We start from the raw sequence: 15,557 nt of genomic DNA, 5'->3' as shown, positions 1-15,557 counted from the left end.
AGTAAAAAGTACATAGCTACTTTTTACTCCTTTTTTTATGAAAGGAGAATACTCATGTACTTTACGATTACAGGAAATACCAAAAAAGATAAAGAGTTAATAAAAAAAGCAACGAAAGAAGTAGGAAAGCGGGCTTCTTTTTTACCAAAAACAATTAAATATTCGGTCATTGAAACGGAAGAACAACTACATGTATTAGGGAAAGTACTGGAACAAGAAAGTCAATCTTCTGTTAAGTTGACTCTCACGTTACATGACACAGAAGGAAAAATAGAGAAAGCTGGTACAGAATATGTTTTTGGCCCGCTGGATTATCAAATTTCAGAAGGTTTCTATCCTACATTGATGGATTTGATCCGCCTTGATGTGTTTAAGGAAACGGATGAAACCATGAGTGTGGAAGAGTCTTATCGAAACGAAAAACTGCTACAAGTTTTAGAAGAAGAGTTAGAGAGCGACCAAAGAAAAGTGAGTCAAGTGAGTGAAGTCGAAGTAAATGATGAAGTACCATGGGAACGACCAATCTTTCCAAAGAAGGAGTCAAAAGAAAAAGAGACAGTCTATGTTGACGAACAAGCTGATATTCCGACTCAGAAATCGATATTTGAGGAAGAGAACGATGTAATGGGTCAATTGGAGGTAGATCCCTTTGAAGAAACAATGGAGGATGAAGAGACGGCCGAAGTAGAAGTTGATCTAGTTGAAGCTAATGAAGAGCCAACATGGACTGAAGGGGATTCTCAGGAATATATTGAACCACTTATCAGTGAAGAAGTAGAGAAAAACGAAACAGAGATACAAAAGGCAACTGTATTTGATTATATTTTGGATCAATATCCGCCAGAGCATGAATGGATGAAAGAAAAAAATAAATTATTTTTAAATGAGCTTTATTCGAAATATCAATTACCCCAAACCTATCAAGCATTTTTAGAGAGTAAAGAAGAATTAATCTCACAGGGTAAAGGCACACTTTTAGAACAGTTAGAGTCTGTTCAATCAACCAATTGGCATGAGCTTGCACAAGAAGATTTATTAGCCACTTTTGAAGAACGTCAACAAGAAACAGATCAAGAAATAAATGAGTATGCGACGGAACAGTCATCTAATTGGGAGAGAACAAAAGAGGAACTAAATAAAGAAGAACAACGAGTGATTGAAGAAGAAGTACAAAAAATTAAAGAGCGATACGAAAAGAAACGCGACAATGCGTATTCCTTGTGTATAGAGAAAATTAATAACTTTACTAAAACTAATCAAGAAGCTTTATCGAAAGAAAAAGAAAACTTGTTAAAAGAACGTATAAAAGAACGAAAAGAAGAGTTCTACCGAGGTTTACGTACAGATAAGCTAAAGATTAGCAAAGAATTAAATGAACAACTGAATAAACTTTATCAAACAACGACTGAAGTTCTTATGGAAAGACACGGGCAGATCCAGCAAGAATTACAAGCACAAATTCCAAAATGGAAAAAAGAGTATGAAATTCAACAACAAGAATTGAAAGAACAAGAAGAAAAACAACGACAAGAAGAAAAAGAGCGCGAACAATTAGAACTAAAAAAACGTGAGCAGCATCTTGCAGAACAAAAAGTGGCGATAGAAAAACAACGGTTAGAGCAAGAAAAGGAAAAAGAAGCAGCTGCTCGTAAGGAACGTCAAGAACAAATGGATACATTGCGACAAGCACAGTTGAATTATCTAGCACAACCTCAACCAGTAGCTGCTGTTCAAACACCAGTGAACAACCAAGCAAATTTAACTCCTTCACCACAGCGTTCCTTTAACGGATGGATGGTGGGATGTATTGCAAGTTTAAGCTTGCTTCTAGGTGGAGGAACAGTATTTGCTTTTAATCATATCAATCAATCTTCACAGGCAGATTCTGTAGCCACAACGGCGTCAATCAAGGAAGAAGCCCAGGAACAAGCAAGAAAAGAGTATGAACAACAATTGGAAGAATTATTGAATCGTACCAATCAGTCAACAGCAGAGTCAAGTATGGAAAATAGCAAAGAGAGTGATCCTAGTAAGGCTAAAGAAGGATCAAGCGATTCAACTGTACACTCAAACACTTCCGAAAGTTCAGAATCAAATGAGGTGAAATAATGCGTATTAGAGAAACAACGAGACGAAAAGACAAACGATTCAATTTAGAAAAGAATAGGTATCTTTCTCATTTCTATCGCTATACTCCTTCAGGAGAAGAGCTACCAGAAAAACATGACAAACGTATTTCTCAAAAGATTTTTTATAGTGGCTTAGCTTATCTTCCTTTAAACTATGTTGTTACAAGAATACCAGAAGCATTTCATCGATTTGAGATTATTCCAGGAAGTTTACAAGGAGTGAATATTTTTCAGTTACAAGAAATGCCGCAGTTATTCCATTTTGATTCAACTGGTTTTTGGAATCCTTTGACCCCAACAACAAGTTTAGGCACACGTTTAGTTGTTTCTACGATTTGTGTTGTTCCAGCTGTACTTATGGGATTGAAAATGGACATGTGGTTTCGTCCGCTAGCAGATGGGCAAAAAGGAGATAACCGATTAAAAACGTTAAAGGAAATCCAACAAATTTATCCGCAAATACCAGAATCAAAGGGAAGTTTTCCTGGTTATGGCGGAATACCAATTACTCATTATAAAAAATACTGGTATATTCAGACGGATACAGTAAATACTTGTATTGTTGGTACTTCCCGCTCAGGGAAAGGCCAGATAGAAGTTTTAGCAACCATTGACAATTTGTCGCGTGCAGAAAGACAAAGTTCAATGGTTGTTAATGATCCAAAAACAGAATTATATGTTGCTAGTAAAGATGAACTAGAAGCTAGAGGGTATGATGTGTATGCCTTTAATATCACCGATCCACTGCAATCAATGAGTGATAATCCATTGGCACTCATTGTGAAATACTGGAAGCGAGGAGACATAGACACCGCAACACAGTTAACCAATACTTTTACGAATACGATTTATTATGATGCAAATGCTTCAGACAATAAATACTTTAACGAAAATGCGCAGAAAGCTGTCAATGCGCTTATTTTTGCGTTATTGGAACAAGCGGATCAAACAGGGGATTACTCCAAATTAACACCAAATAATCTCGTTGAACTACTTTCAGAAATTGGCGGTTTTAATTATTATCCAGATCCTGAGAATGAATTCAAGCAGCTCAATGCCTTAGATGAGTTCATGAATCAGTTACCCCCTGGAAATATAGCAAAAAAACAATATGGGGCAACAAAAATTGGATCTGATAAAGCGAAAGGGAATATCTTGTCTACGGCAATTACAGGATTGAATCCATTTACCCTAACGAAAATTGCGAAGATGACTTCTCAATCGACCATTGATTACAAGTCCATTGGTTTTCCGAAGTATTTGGATCTCAAATTACATGAAAGCCTATTAAATCAACGCATTGTCGTGGAATTTTATCATAAGGGAAAGAAATTTCACGAGGAACGAGTCAAAGTTGGCTATCGTGGTTTTTGTGAAATCAACTTTGATTGTCATTTAGAGCAGGGAGATCATGTTTGCTTAAAATACAATCATCAAGGAAAACAATATGTTGCTTGGTATGAGTTTTCTCAAAAAGTATTGAAAGACGAAGAGGGAAAAATCGTTTATCGAAAAAAACGAGGAGAAACTCATTTGCCAGAACTAGAAAAAGAAGCCGTTCTAACATTAGATGAGAAGAAAAGTAACTTATTAGTAGAGTCTATTCGGATGCACTATACCGATAAACCAATGGCTATTTTTATGTTAACGCCTGATTATGATCCATCTAACCATATCATTGTTAGCATCTTTCTTAGTCAGTTGTATAAAGAATTATCTACGCAATGTGTTAAGACTAAAGGAGATAAATGTCACCGTAGGATTCATTTTATTTTAGATGAATTTGGAAATATGCCACCGATGGACAACATGGAAGGAATCATGACGGTTACGGCAGGTCGTAATATGTTATGGGATCTGTTTATTCAATCTTATCAGCAACTTTATGCGAAGTATGGAGAACAAAACGCAGCGATTATCAAAGAAAATTGTCAGACACATATTTATATTATGTCGACAGATGATAATACCATCGAAGAATTTTCTAAAAAAGTGGGGAATAAGACGGTTGAACAAGAGAACAGTACCATCAATTCATTAGGTATGAATACTCATATCAATCGCAATGTTGATTCAGATCGTATCTTAACTCCTGAAAGAATTTCTACTTTTTTAGAAGGTGAAACGATTGTACTCGCTCCTTTAAAACGACAAGATTTGAAAGGTCATAAAATACGGCCGTATCCTATTTTTAATCATGGGGAAACGAATCTTCCTTATGCTTATCAATATATTGAAGATTTCAATCCATCGTGGGATATCAATGATATAGACATACATTGTACACATGCGGACTTGGATCTTAAGGCTTTACAAATTGATTATGATTATTTCCTACCAGATGAATATGCTAGAAATCTCTATCATGGACTGCATGATCAATTAGAAGAAAAAAACGAAGAAAATATGTTTTATAAAATTGTTCAATCTTTTGAGAATGAGACGGCTAAAAAATTGTTAATTCAATTTTACGAAGAACAAGCAACGGATCGTCTTCAAGAATATGTTGAAAAGTTGATCAAAAATGAAGAAATTTCTGAAATGATTGGGAAACGGCTGTTATTGGAAGCTGAAAAGGCGGTGAAAGAATGATCATTGGAGGAATTTTCTCTGGCATAGCCGACTGGTGGTCAGGTTTATTCGGAGAAGGGGATGCAGATCCCAAAACCGTAACGAAAGTCTTACAAGATTATGGTAATTATCTGCAGTATCAAGATGTATTCAGTTGGATTTGTAATACTTTTTTATGGGGATTGATCAAAGGGTTATATAATCTCAATACTTTATTAGAAAAAACAATTTATCAAAGCTTTGATTTAAAAGACTTATTGAACGCCGCTGGTGTTAATGAACTATTTCAAAGTTTGATTAGTAAGGTATTGGCTCTTTTTTGTGTCGTCACATTAATTTATTTAGGCTTGAAATTTTTTATGAGTAAACACCCACCGAAAGTCAAAAATATCTTGGTTAATTTATTTATGGCCATGATCTTGATTTTTGGTGGTAGTTCTTTAATCGATGAAGGGTTAAATATCAGTAAAAACTTTTATGGAGACGTCACTGCAGCAAATAAAGCAGATAAAACGGGTTCACCTGCTTTTCAAATTATTCAAAATAATGTGATTGATGTCAGTACATTACTAGCGACTGACCCGAATAAAGTAGAATCCTTACCAACAGATAAAAGAAATGCTTTAACAGCGAAAAATTTCAAAACAGCGAATATCAATGGGATTATTACACCTGATCAAGCTAAGAAAATGTCTGAATCAAGTGATATTAGTACAGTACAAAAAGATCGGTTAAAGGCATTACAGTATCGACTAGAGTTAGACGATAATGGGAAAGAAATCCCTGTTCAAATTAGTGATGAAGGTTTAGCAAAATATGTCTATACTTCAGGGTATCGTCGATACAGTAGTAAACCAGGTATTATTTTAGCTGGTGAATCTTCTTTGGCAGTAGCCTATTTATTTATCCTATTTACGATCGTTACTTGCATTATTGAGCTGGTATTTAAAAAATTCTATTTAGTGATTGCCGCGTCAACGGACTTTGAGACAGGTCAACGGATGAAAAGTGCTATCGAAGATATTTCTCAATCCTTCCTGTTATTGGCATTTACGATTTTAGAATTACGAATCTATACCTTAATGCTTTCAGGTATTGGTGATTTGCATGGGGCAGGAAAGATCAATGGATTCTTGTATGTTATTGCTTTGATTGTATTAACCATTGCGCTATTCAAAGGCTCTCAATCAGTTACGAAAATTTTCGGTGTTGATACGAGTCTGAAAAACGGCAGCAATTCTCTTCTTAGCATGTTTGCCTTAGGAAATATTGCGAAAAATGTGGGTAGTGGTGCTAAAAACCTTGCAAGTGCTGGTAAGAGTGGTTTAAGCAATTTAAATGATATTCGTAAAAATGGATTTGGCAATCGAAAAGATGTTACCCCTGATAACGGGGAAGAACAATCAGACGATAAAGCTACAACTGTACCTAATAGTAAGAAAACAGTTTCCGAAATGTTCGGGAAAGCGAAAAATGGTGTTTCTAAAGCCGCAGAAGGTCTTGGTTACGTCAATGAACGTGGGTTAAAAGGAACAGCTGAAGATCTTACAGAAAAAGCCAAAGACACCTTAGAAGAGAAATTAGACGGCACGAGAGATAAAGAATTGGCTGAAGCTGTGAAGAATCCATCCGAAGCACTAGAAAAACAAAAAGAAAAAGCTTCAGAAGTCAAAGAAGGACTAAAAGATGCGTATGGTGAAGGACAAGTCAATGCAGCAGTAAAAGCTAATACAACAACCGAAAAAGAAAATCAAGAAGGTGCAGCGATTCCTTCAGCCAAAGATCACCAAGATGAGTTACATTCTAACGAAAATTCAGAAGAACAAAATGGTCAATTACCAAAAACAGATCCAGAACAATATCGTTATAAATCTAACATTAATTCTGAAAATGAAAAGCGTATTTCAGATTTACCAAAACGAAATCAAGAAGTACAAACGGATGAGGATTCCATCGATCTGCCAAATGATAATGGAATCGAAGTTGGAACTGAAAAATCAACGAAAATTGGTTTGCCTAAGACACAAAATTTACCAATGAAAGATAGTCGTTTGAATCAATTCAAGGAGAATGACCAAAGCTTTGTTCACCAATCAACTGCAGGTACTGTTCAAATGAAACCAAGTCGTTTGCCTGAAAATGGAAATCTGACAACTGTTTCTTACAATTTATCTGATAGCACTGAGGCAGCAAATCTTTCCGTTCAAAATATCGTTTCAGGGGAAGCTGCACCACAGCCTATTCAAAAAGTTCACACGGGTTACAAGCCAGCAAATGTGGCATTTACTGCACCAACAAAAATAAATGTGACAAGAGAAACTAAAAACAGGAACAATGAATTGAAAGAACAACTATTGAAGAATATCAAGCAATAAAAGGCCTCTTTAAGGGCTTTTTTTCTTCATAAAACAAGTTATGTTAAAATGGAAAGGAGAAAATTGTGGAGGATATTTTTATGGCTACGTTTATAACTGCATTAGGAGCAATCCTAACGATTTTTGCGGCGACTATAAAAGGATTTAAAGATACGGGGAGTTTACAAAAAGATCATCAGTCTATTTTAAAAAAACAAGAAGAACATGCTCAAAGTATTATTGGACATCTTTCGGAAGGATTCACTTATTTGAAAGATGCTATGCCCACATTCACAGTAAAATTAACGGAGTTATTTCATTCTGTTGAGCAAATATCGTCAGAATTGAAAGAGCAAAGACAACAAAAAGATCGTCAACTTGGCTCACTTAATTTTAGGCAAGAAACGATACAAGAATCATTGGAGAATTTAAATCGATTAAACGATGAAATGCAACGAGTTCATTTGGAAAATGAAGAATTACGTGCACAAAATTATGATTTAATTCAAAAGAAAAGAAATCTGGAACAGAAAATTGTTGAATTAAAAGAAGAAAATCGTCAATTGAATTATCAATTACGACGAGGAAAAAATCGTTCTCGTGATTTAGGAAATGAATTAGAGTTGTAATATTTAGAAAAACGCTGTGAGAAATCACAGTGTTTTTTGTTTCTAAAAATAAAGAATATAAGGGGTATGGTTATATTATGGATAAATATATTCATATGAAAAATCCACCAAGATTTAGTGGAGAATGGAAGTTTTTCGCATTTTTCTTTATCGATCTATTAACACTTGGTGGTTGCTTTTTTTGGGCAAAAATGGTCAATAATCTTGTCCATTTACCACTATTTTTTGCCCTTCTGAATTATGGATTATGGCTTGCGATAGGCTTAGTGATTGTTTGGCGTTCCTATAATAATCCAGGTCAAAGGCAGATTTTTGCGATTATCGAGTCTATTTTTTTTACGGATAAAAATCATTATCATGCCTTAGATCCCAACAGAAATTATCATGGTACGTATAAGGAGGATGAATAAATGCGAGTCAAAGGACAAAATTCAGTTGATAAGAAATCCATTTTGCAGTTTGGAAAACCAGAAGAACGATCGATCTTGGATTTATTTCCTTATAAATCCTGTACAGAAGAGGGAGTCTTAGTTACTAAAGAAGATCATTTTCAACGCTATTATCGTGTAGTTTCTACAGACGTGGAAGGATTAAACGAACAAGAGAAACTAGAACGAATGAATCAGTTGACCACCGTCATGCGTACGTATGTGCCAACAATTAAGTTAGTTAGTTTGACCACAGAGACGGATCTAACGGAACAAATCGTGCAAAAGCGGCAGTTATTAGATAAGAATCGTATGGAACAATCCTTAGGAAGAAATCTACAGCGATTAAGAAAATATGAAAAGAAATTAGTAGAGGAAATCCAGGAATTGAAACGAGCAGAACAAGAACGTCCTGACTTAAGCTTCTTTTTCGTCATTGAAGGAAAGACAATCAAGGATTTACAAACCAGAAACCGTCAGTTAATGCGATCTAGTGGCATTTTAGGGTTAAAACCACTCTACAAAAAAGAATTGATCAAGATTCTTTATCGAATGAATAACATGAATGACGAATAGAATATTTAAAGAGGGATTAAATCTATGATTCAAGATTATAAACGAATACAAAAAGTATTATCTGACATTGGTGTAAATGTTACAGTACAACAAGCTAAAGATATTTGCGAATACTATTCTAAATGTTATATGTCAACCGAACTCCCTACGGAAGATAGGACTCTTTATTTAAAAGTCGTTCACATTATTAAAAATCTGAAACCAATCGGTTACGTAGACAAACGTCCAGCTTATTTTAATAGGATTGCAGATCAAATAGATATTAACACCTCTAAAATAGCGCTGGAAAAAATGCTATTTTTGCAAAATCTAATCTACTATGAAATTCCTAATAATGAACCATCGTACAAAAGAAAGGTCTATTTTGAATACGCAAATACCTATATTTTAGGACTGAATATTCAACCAGAAGAGCGGAGAATTATTTTTTACCCTTGGTATAAAGGAAAAGAAATGTTGTCTGAGGGAATGATTGAAAATATCTTGATTTTACTAGAATGTCTTTGGTTAGGACTGAAGGCATATGTAGATATATATTATGGAGAATTCCAAGAATATAAAATTGAAAGATACTATCCTTTATCTAATGAACAATATGAATGATGAGTAGGAATGGAGAAGAGAGAATGAAATATCCGTTGATATGGTTAGAAAAAGATGTTCCGAAAGAAGAGACCACTAGAAAATTTCCTCACACGTTAAGCCTGGGTAAGTTGGGAAAAGGGCACTCTTTTAACCAAGTAGAGAATCAAAAAAGAAGAGGTGATTGTACATGTTAGAAGCGATTAAAACAGCTTTTTCACCACAAAATGATCAAAAAGTACTTGATCCATTAAAGCAACTAGGAAATCGGGAAATAGAAATTTTAAAATCCAAAGGGTATGATTTAGATTTTTTAAAACAAGTGATGCCACAAGGTGGATTAAATTTCGATGAAGAGTATGTGACCTATGGAAATGGTTATTCACGATGTGTGACAGTTTATCACTACACAAAAAATCCAACGCTTTTTTGGTTGGCCAATCTCATGAACAATCCTCATACAGTGGCCACACTAGATGTTAGCACAGATGAAAAGCAAAAAGTGATTGATCAAATCAATCGCGCATTAGATGAATTAAATGATCGATCAGATAACGAACGAAAAGCGACTGACCGAAATAAAAGCGCAGAAGAATACCTGGAACTAGCGGAATATGCCCGTAAATTGACTTCTAATGGGGAAATTTCTAAGCAAGTCAAAGTGAGAGTACATGTTTATGGAAACACGATTCAAGAAGTAGATGAAAGAGCGCAGGAACTGATTGAAAATTTAAAAGGGATGGATTATCGTGCAGTGACCTATCTGCATAAAACCAAACGAGATTGGCAATCGATGTTTACCATGTTCGATGAACAAGCTGAATGGTTCGGAAATATCAAAGGGCAATCATTACCATCGTTAAACATTGGCGGAGGTTTCCCGTTCCACCACCAAACGCTAAAAGATCCAGGAGGTACACAATATGGGGAAACCATGACAGGCGGCCCATTTGTCTGGAATGCGACGTATAAAAATAGTGTACGGTTGTCTACTAATACCTTGCTTCTAGGAATGATGGGAGCTGGTAAATCAACCGTTCTTAAAATGATCGCGGAAGCCCATTTAGCTGCAGGAGACTTTATTTGGGGCTTTGAAAAGGGAAAAGACTTTATTCCTTTCTTAAAGGAATATAACGGTATTATGGTGCGTTTAGACGGATCTGACGGAATGATCAATCCTTTAGAGATATTTGCCACACGAACGTATGATGAAGCATCCAGTTTATATGACGATGTATCAGTCAAAGATTTGAAGATCAATGAAGCAGCGTCCTATCAAACGCACTTAGACAAAGTGGTTTATCAGGTACAGCTAGTGAGTCCTCAGCTAAAAGGAACGATGAAAGCAGAATTTAAGACCTATTTAAATCGTTTTTATGAAGAGTATGGAACAGTACCACGCGGATTTACTTCCTCAAATTCGCGTTCAAATACTGAGACGCAAGTCACAGGGAAAGATCCAGAAGCTTATCCGACGTTCAAAGAATTTTTAGACTTTTTAGGACAACTGGAATTACCAGGTGCTTCCCAAGAGAAAAAGAATCGAAAAGAAGAAATGGAATCCATCGTAGAATCCTTATGTGAGACGTATGGCATGATTTTTGATGGTCATAGTACGATTCGACACCTTGACCAACAACAGTTGGTCTTTTTTGACATTGACTCTATTACAGGCTTAGATCGAGGGGTACAACAATGTCAAATGTACATGGCGATGACGTTGATTTGGAATCAGGCATTGATTCAAGGGCGAAGACAACGACGCTTAATTAAAGAAAAACAAATGGAAGAACAAGACTTCAAACGCTTCTTGGCGATGATTGATGAGTGTCATAATGCGATTAATCCAGATTTTATTGAAACGGTAAATTATGTCACAAACTTTCAACGAGAAATGCGTAAAGTAGAAGCAATGACTGTTTTAGCTACACAATCCCCACAAGAAATGGTGCCAGAAAATATGTCTTCTGATAACTTCTCGAAACTGAAGAAAGTCTTTGAATTTTCTTCTACGAAGATCTTTATGCGTATGGATGAATCTATTTTACGTCATATAGAAGGATTAGTTGGTAAATCAATGACGAACTCAGAATTAGAATCCATTCCTCAACAAAATCAAGGAGACGCTGTGATCAATTTTGGCTCAAAAGAAACCATTCGTGTTCATTTTAGTCCGAACAAACGTCAATTAAATTTGTTTGATGGAGGAAAATAATGGAAAACCAAAATGAAAGTTTAATCAAGCAGTATGTTAAGCGTCGTGCAAAGCGACGCTTATTTTTGTGGTTGTTTGGTACTTCTGCAGGTTTGATTACTATTTTGATTACTGTGTTCGTGACCCTTTTTCTAATACTTGCGGCGGGTTCGATTGATAATTCGGATTCAGATTCAAGCAGTGGCGGCGAAGCTTTTACAGGAGAATATTCGGAAGGCTTACCGATTTATAAAGAAATCAAAGGGAGAGGCCCATTTTCATATGAAATTGCGCAATATGCGGTAGGAGTAGCAGTGAAATATAAATTATTACCAAGTGTGATCCTTTCGCAATACGGTTACGAATCAGCATTTGGTACATCGGCGTCCGCAAGAAATGATCTCAATTATTTTGGGCTTACGTGGTTCGATGGTTGTCTATTTCCTAAAGGAACTCCAAGAGGAATTGGTGGCAGTGAAGGGGGCTGGTATATGAAGTTTCCTAATTCTAAAGCCACGTTCTCCTTTTATGGCTTTATGGTTGCCACACAGTCCAATTTCAATGCTTGTGTAGGAAATAAAAGCCCTGGCGCAAGCTTATTGATTTTAGGACGAGGTGGTTATGCCGCTGCAGGAATTACTGAAGATAGTGCGTATTATACAGGGTGTATGTCAATTATCACTTCTAATAAATTAACCGAATATGATGAATTCGCCATCAAACATTGGGGTGAAGGTGGCAATAACAATGGCACAATTACTGGTGAATGGACGAATCCTTTCCCTGGCAGCAGTTTAGATAAAAGTTCCTTTAGTGGTGGTCAATTATTTGGAACGAATCCAGGGGGAGAGTTCCGACCAAATGGTTTCCATGACGGCTTAGATTTTGGTTCAGTCGATCATCCAGGAAGTGAAATTCATGCGGTGCATGGAGGAAAAGTCGTATACGTTGGCAATCCTGGTATTTCAGGTTTAGGTGCATGTGTGATCGTGATTAATTACGACGGTTTGAATATGGTGTATCAAGAATTTGCGAATAGTACAGGAAATTCTCGTGTGAAGGTTGGAGATCAAGTGAAAGTTGGTCAAGTAATCGGTATACGAGATACAGCACACTTGCATTTAGGTTTCACTCGAATGGATTGGCGTCAAGCACAAGGACACGCATTCACAGATGATGGTACATGGATCGATCCATTACCATTTTTGAATAGCAGCAAAAAATAAATTAGGAGAAAAAATATGGAAAACAAAACCTTAAAAATTGTCTTAACAGCTGCAATTAGCGTTAGTTTAATCGGCAATATCGCGTTGTTTTGGCAGCTGAAAGAAGAACAAGAGACAAATACCTTTAAAATTGAAGAAGTGGCTAAAAACGCGTCTGAGAAGCTCAAAAAAAATTCCTCTGAGGCACAGGCGAAGATCGACAAGTTAAATCAAATCATCAATGAGAAAAACCAAGAAATCGATCAGTTGAAGCAACAAGATGGCACAAAAGCAAAAGAGGAAGTAACTGAAGCACAAAGAAAGACGGCAGAAGAGTTCGGTCAATTGGCCATTGATAAATCATTAAGCAGAAATGAATTAACGGAAAAACTAAAAGATGTCGCAACCCAAGAAGTGATCGACAAATTAAGTCCTGCAGACGATGATCACCAACATGATGATTACGGAAGTTACTCCTTTACATTAGGTGACGTGCAAACTTACGCTCAAACAAGCAGTGTAAAAGAGGAACAAAATTTTGTCGTATTTGTTGATTATACAATCGGTAATCCTCAATTCAAAGATGTCAAACCGCAAAAAATAAAAGGTGGATTAACTGTCACTGAAAAACAAGTAGATGGTCAATGGAAAGTCACAGACTTTAGTTATTTCACTCGTTAGGAGGAAGAAAATGAGTAAGAAAAAAGGAGCAAGACAACGTTTTAAAAAACGAAAAAGTTATCTTAGATGGCTGGGGATCTTTATGATTCTCGGCTTTTTGATTCTTGCTAGTCCGATTTATACGCATAAGAAGGTAGACATACCAGATGAGGTAAGCACGAACGCATTTTTAAACACGAAGGAACTGACGATGGTTTCAAAAGAAAAAGGAGCGAACCAGCAATTAGTTTTTGAATTTGCAATCGACGATGAAGATCAAAGCTTATTAAAAGAACTGGCTAATCTTAATTATCGCGTAGAAGTAAAGACAGCTAAAGGGGATTATCAAGCAATAAAAGCCAAAGTGATCAAAGTTTCTGATGATTATTTTGCAGTGAAGCTATCTCATGTACCAGAAGAATATATTGCCATGCGTTTAACCATTATTCCTGAAAAAATTGATCCAAAAGTGGATATGCAAGAACCACAAGATCTGATTTATTACGTTCACGAAGATAAGGTTAAAGATCAAGTGAAAGATGAAGATTATGAACAACATGCGATCAATTACAAAGTGAAAGGATACAAAAAAGAACAAAAAGCAGCACAAAAACAGATTGAATCCTTCCAAGCAACCATTGATTTGAATGAAGAATTAGTGAAGAAACTAAAAGATCAATTGTCTTATCAAGTCGCAGAAGATCAGGAAAATACTGAAAATAAGATTAATAGTTACCAGCAAGAAATTGAAACATCGAAAACGCAAATGAAAGATCAAGAAGAGATCATTCAAAAACTTCAAGAAAAAATTGATCGTATGACAAAAGAAAATATTTAGAAGAATAGGTGGAGTAAAAGAAATGAAGCGAGCGAACTTGGTCGGCAAAGATACTTTCACTGAGCAGAAAGTATTGATTAAAGCCTATCTCAAAGTTGTAAAAGCTAAAGAAATATGTCAAGAAGTAAATTTATCTAACACAACAATATCTGAGTTGAAGAATGGTAGAAAGAGTTTAGATACCTTAAAATTCAGATCATTTGAAGCTCTATATATAGCTGCTAAAAAATACTTTACAGCTGATAGCAAATAAAAACACAGGAGGATTTTATGTGAAAAAAGTATATGAAAAATGTTTATGGATCAGCTATATCACCTTAGGTATAGCTGCTTTTTTATTTGGTTTAGCTGTTATCGTCGGTACAATTTTTCTTTGGTTTACCAATGAAGATTTATCATTTAATTGGTTCATGAGTCTACTGTCGTTTATTATGTTGATCTTTTTATGTTTAGAAATCCGCGAATTCATGCCTTCTCATTGGCAAGATAAGAGGAAAGAGTTTAGGGAAGAAATCGAAATGAAATCGGACGACTGGGTTGAACACACCTGGCTTCCTCTGAAAAGAAATAGCAAGCGAAAAGAATTTTGGATTCTACAATTATGGCCATTAGGTAAACTTTGTAGCTATTTGGCTCGTTTTATACTTGATTTAATCATTTACTCGATTGTAGTATTTGGAACGGCTTATTACTTATTAAATGATCCCAATAGGATTGCAGCATCAGACATTTTTACAGTGCTAATGACGTTGATTTTTGTCATGCTATTTACTATTTTCACTCAAATAGCCATGCAATTTACCAGGCAAAAATTAACAGCAGGACGACTTTTCAAAAGTCTACTCGATTTGATTATTGTAAATGCAATTCTAGCGACTTTAATAAAACAAATTGAACAAGCTGGAAGAACAACAAAAGGAGTGAAGAATTTTTTAATGACATTTGTTCACTTTGTAAATGGACATATGTATTTGTTTCTAGTGGGTATTGTTCTCTTTTTGGTAGGGTATGTATCCACGAAACTTATTAAACGTTCAATTGAAAAAGAAATTGAGATTGACCTGATTCCGACACTTCTTGGTTATGAGTACTATGTTGATTTTGGAAGATATGACGAATTGATCAATACAGATATTGTTCACACGAGTATCCATGAAGCTACCGTTAAGGGCATCAGAACTACATTAAAAGATAGCCAGGAGAGGAAAGTAATTGACCGAAGAAAAGAGGTCTTCAATTTTTATGAAGTCGAAGCAAGTCTAAGATATGGCTTTGGAAAATTGTCGTTAGATGGAAAAAATATTCCACAAAACAAACCATACATTGGCTGGAAAAGTGATGCTTTAGAAGTATCTAAAAAGCTTTCTATGGAAGAAGATGAGCTTCAATGA

At 35.6% G+C, this 15,557-nt stretch carries 13 protein-coding genes; all 13 read left to right on the top strand.

What is annotated here, in order from left to right; translation table 11 throughout:
• Positions 1-54 precede the first annotated feature (54 nt).
• The 13 genes from AB3H90_RS13200 (at position 55) to AB3H90_RS13140 (ending at position 15,557) form a co-directional block, all read left to right on the top strand.
• Positions 55-2,109 carry a hypothetical protein gene (locus AB3H90_RS13200; protein ID WP_005874919.1) on the top strand — a complete coding sequence of 685 codons (2,055 nt, stop codon included), beginning with the start codon at positions 55-57 and terminating at the stop codon, positions 2,107-2,109.
• Positions 2,109-4,721: a VirD4-like conjugal transfer protein, CD1115 family gene (locus AB3H90_RS13195; RefSeq protein ID WP_005874920.1), complete on the top strand. Its 2,613-nt coding sequence runs from the start codon at positions 2,109-2,111 to the stop codon at positions 4,719-4,721. Before AB3H90_RS13200 ends, AB3H90_RS13195 begins: the two co-directional genes overlap by 1 nt.
• Positions 4,718-7,075, top strand: coding sequence for a pLS20_p028 family conjugation system transmembrane protein (locus tag AB3H90_RS13190; protein ID WP_368016854.1), 2,358 nt, complete (start codon positions 4,718-4,720; stop codon positions 7,073-7,075). Before AB3H90_RS13195 ends, AB3H90_RS13190 begins: the two co-directional genes overlap by 4 nt.
• A gap of 80 nt (positions 7,076-7,155) precedes the next feature.
• Entirely contained in the window at positions 7,156-7,683 is a 528-nt protein-coding gene (locus AB3H90_RS13185; RefSeq protein WP_226062828.1) for a hypothetical protein, read from the top strand.
• 77 nt (positions 7,684-7,760) lie between these two features.
• Positions 7,761-8,093: a hypothetical protein gene (locus AB3H90_RS13180; RefSeq protein WP_047927452.1), complete on the top strand. Its 333-nt coding sequence runs from the start codon at positions 7,761-7,763 to the stop codon at positions 8,091-8,093.
• The gene (locus AB3H90_RS13175) at positions 8,094-8,687 is read left to right on the top strand and encodes a hypothetical protein (RefSeq protein WP_002319881.1); all 594 of its coding nucleotides are present in this window, start codon (positions 8,094-8,096) and stop codon (positions 8,685-8,687) included. It begins immediately after the preceding gene.
• A gap of 24 nt (positions 8,688-8,711) precedes the next feature.
• Entirely contained in the window at positions 8,712-9,290 is a 579-nt protein-coding gene (locus tag AB3H90_RS13170; RefSeq protein ID WP_081125710.1) for a hypothetical protein, read from the top strand.
• Between the two features lie 169 nt (positions 9,291-9,459).
• Positions 9,460-11,484 (top strand): VirB4 family type IV secretion system protein, encoded by a 2,025-nt coding sequence (locus AB3H90_RS13165; RefSeq protein ID WP_081129564.1) that lies wholly within the window; start codon positions 9,460-9,462, stop codon positions 11,482-11,484.
• Positions 11,484-12,689 (top strand): glucosaminidase domain-containing protein, encoded by a 1,206-nt coding sequence (locus tag AB3H90_RS13160; protein WP_368016853.1) that lies wholly within the window; start codon positions 11,484-11,486, stop codon positions 12,687-12,689. The genes AB3H90_RS13165 and AB3H90_RS13160 overlap by 1 nt, the downstream gene beginning before the upstream one ends.
• A 15-nt stretch (positions 12,690-12,704) precedes the next feature.
• Positions 12,705-13,349, top strand: a complete 645-nt coding sequence (locus tag AB3H90_RS13155; protein WP_368016852.1) for a hypothetical protein — start codon at positions 12,705-12,707, stop codon at positions 13,347-13,349.
• A 10-nt stretch (positions 13,350-13,359) separates the two neighbouring features.
• The gene (locus tag AB3H90_RS13150) at positions 13,360-14,166 is read left to right on the top strand and encodes a hypothetical protein (RefSeq protein WP_368016851.1); all 807 of its coding nucleotides are present in this window, start codon (positions 13,360-13,362) and stop codon (positions 14,164-14,166) included.
• Positions 14,167-14,188: 22 nt separating this feature from the next.
• Positions 14,189-14,419, top strand: coding sequence for a hypothetical protein (locus AB3H90_RS13145; protein ID WP_368016850.1), 231 nt, complete (start codon positions 14,189-14,191; stop codon positions 14,417-14,419).
• A gap of 19 nt (positions 14,420-14,438) precedes the next feature.
• On the top strand, positions 14,439-15,557 hold the full coding sequence (locus AB3H90_RS13140) for a hypothetical protein (protein WP_368016849.1): 1,119 nt from the start codon (positions 14,439-14,441) through the stop codon (positions 15,555-15,557).

This window comes from Enterococcus sp. C63 (assembly GCF_040887215.1).
Classification (GTDB): domain Bacteria; phylum Bacillota; class Bacilli; order Lactobacillales; family Enterococcaceae; genus Enterococcus_B; species Enterococcus_B hirae.
This window is presented reverse-complemented; position numbering and strand designations above follow the sequence as displayed.

Coding starts and splice junctions, on each gene's coding strand:
- AB3H90_RS13165 (WP_081129564.1), top strand. CDS start 9,460: ATGTTAGAAGCGATTAAAACAGCTTTTTCACCACAAAATGATCAAAAA.
- AB3H90_RS13180 (WP_047927452.1), top strand. CDS start 7,761: ATGGATAAATATATTCATATGAAAAATCCACCAAGATTTAGTGGAGAA.
- AB3H90_RS13185 (WP_226062828.1), top strand. CDS start 7,156: ATGGCTACGTTTATAACTGCATTAGGAGCAATCCTAACGATTTTTGCG.
- AB3H90_RS13150 (WP_368016851.1), top strand. CDS start 13,360: ATGAGTAAGAAAAAAGGAGCAAGACAACGTTTTAAAAAACGAAAAAGT.
- AB3H90_RS13195 (WP_005874920.1), top strand. CDS start 2,109: ATGCGTATTAGAGAAACAACGAGACGAAAAGACAAACGATTCAATTTA.
- AB3H90_RS13175 (WP_002319881.1), top strand. CDS start 8,094: ATGCGAGTCAAAGGACAAAATTCAGTTGATAAGAAATCCATTTTGCAG.
- AB3H90_RS13160 (WP_368016853.1), top strand. CDS start 11,484: ATGGAAAACCAAAATGAAAGTTTAATCAAGCAGTATGTTAAGCGTCGT.
- AB3H90_RS13155 (WP_368016852.1), top strand. CDS start 12,705: ATGGAAAACAAAACCTTAAAAATTGTCTTAACAGCTGCAATTAGCGTT.
- AB3H90_RS13145 (WP_368016850.1), top strand. CDS start 14,189: ATGAAGCGAGCGAACTTGGTCGGCAAAGATACTTTCACTGAGCAGAAA.
- AB3H90_RS13190 (WP_368016854.1), top strand. CDS start 4,718: ATGATCATTGGAGGAATTTTCTCTGGCATAGCCGACTGGTGGTCAGGT.
- AB3H90_RS13170 (WP_081125710.1), top strand. CDS start 8,712: ATGATTCAAGATTATAAACGAATACAAAAAGTATTATCTGACATTGGT.
- AB3H90_RS13200 (WP_005874919.1), top strand. CDS start 55: ATGTACTTTACGATTACAGGAAATACCAAAAAAGATAAAGAGTTAATA.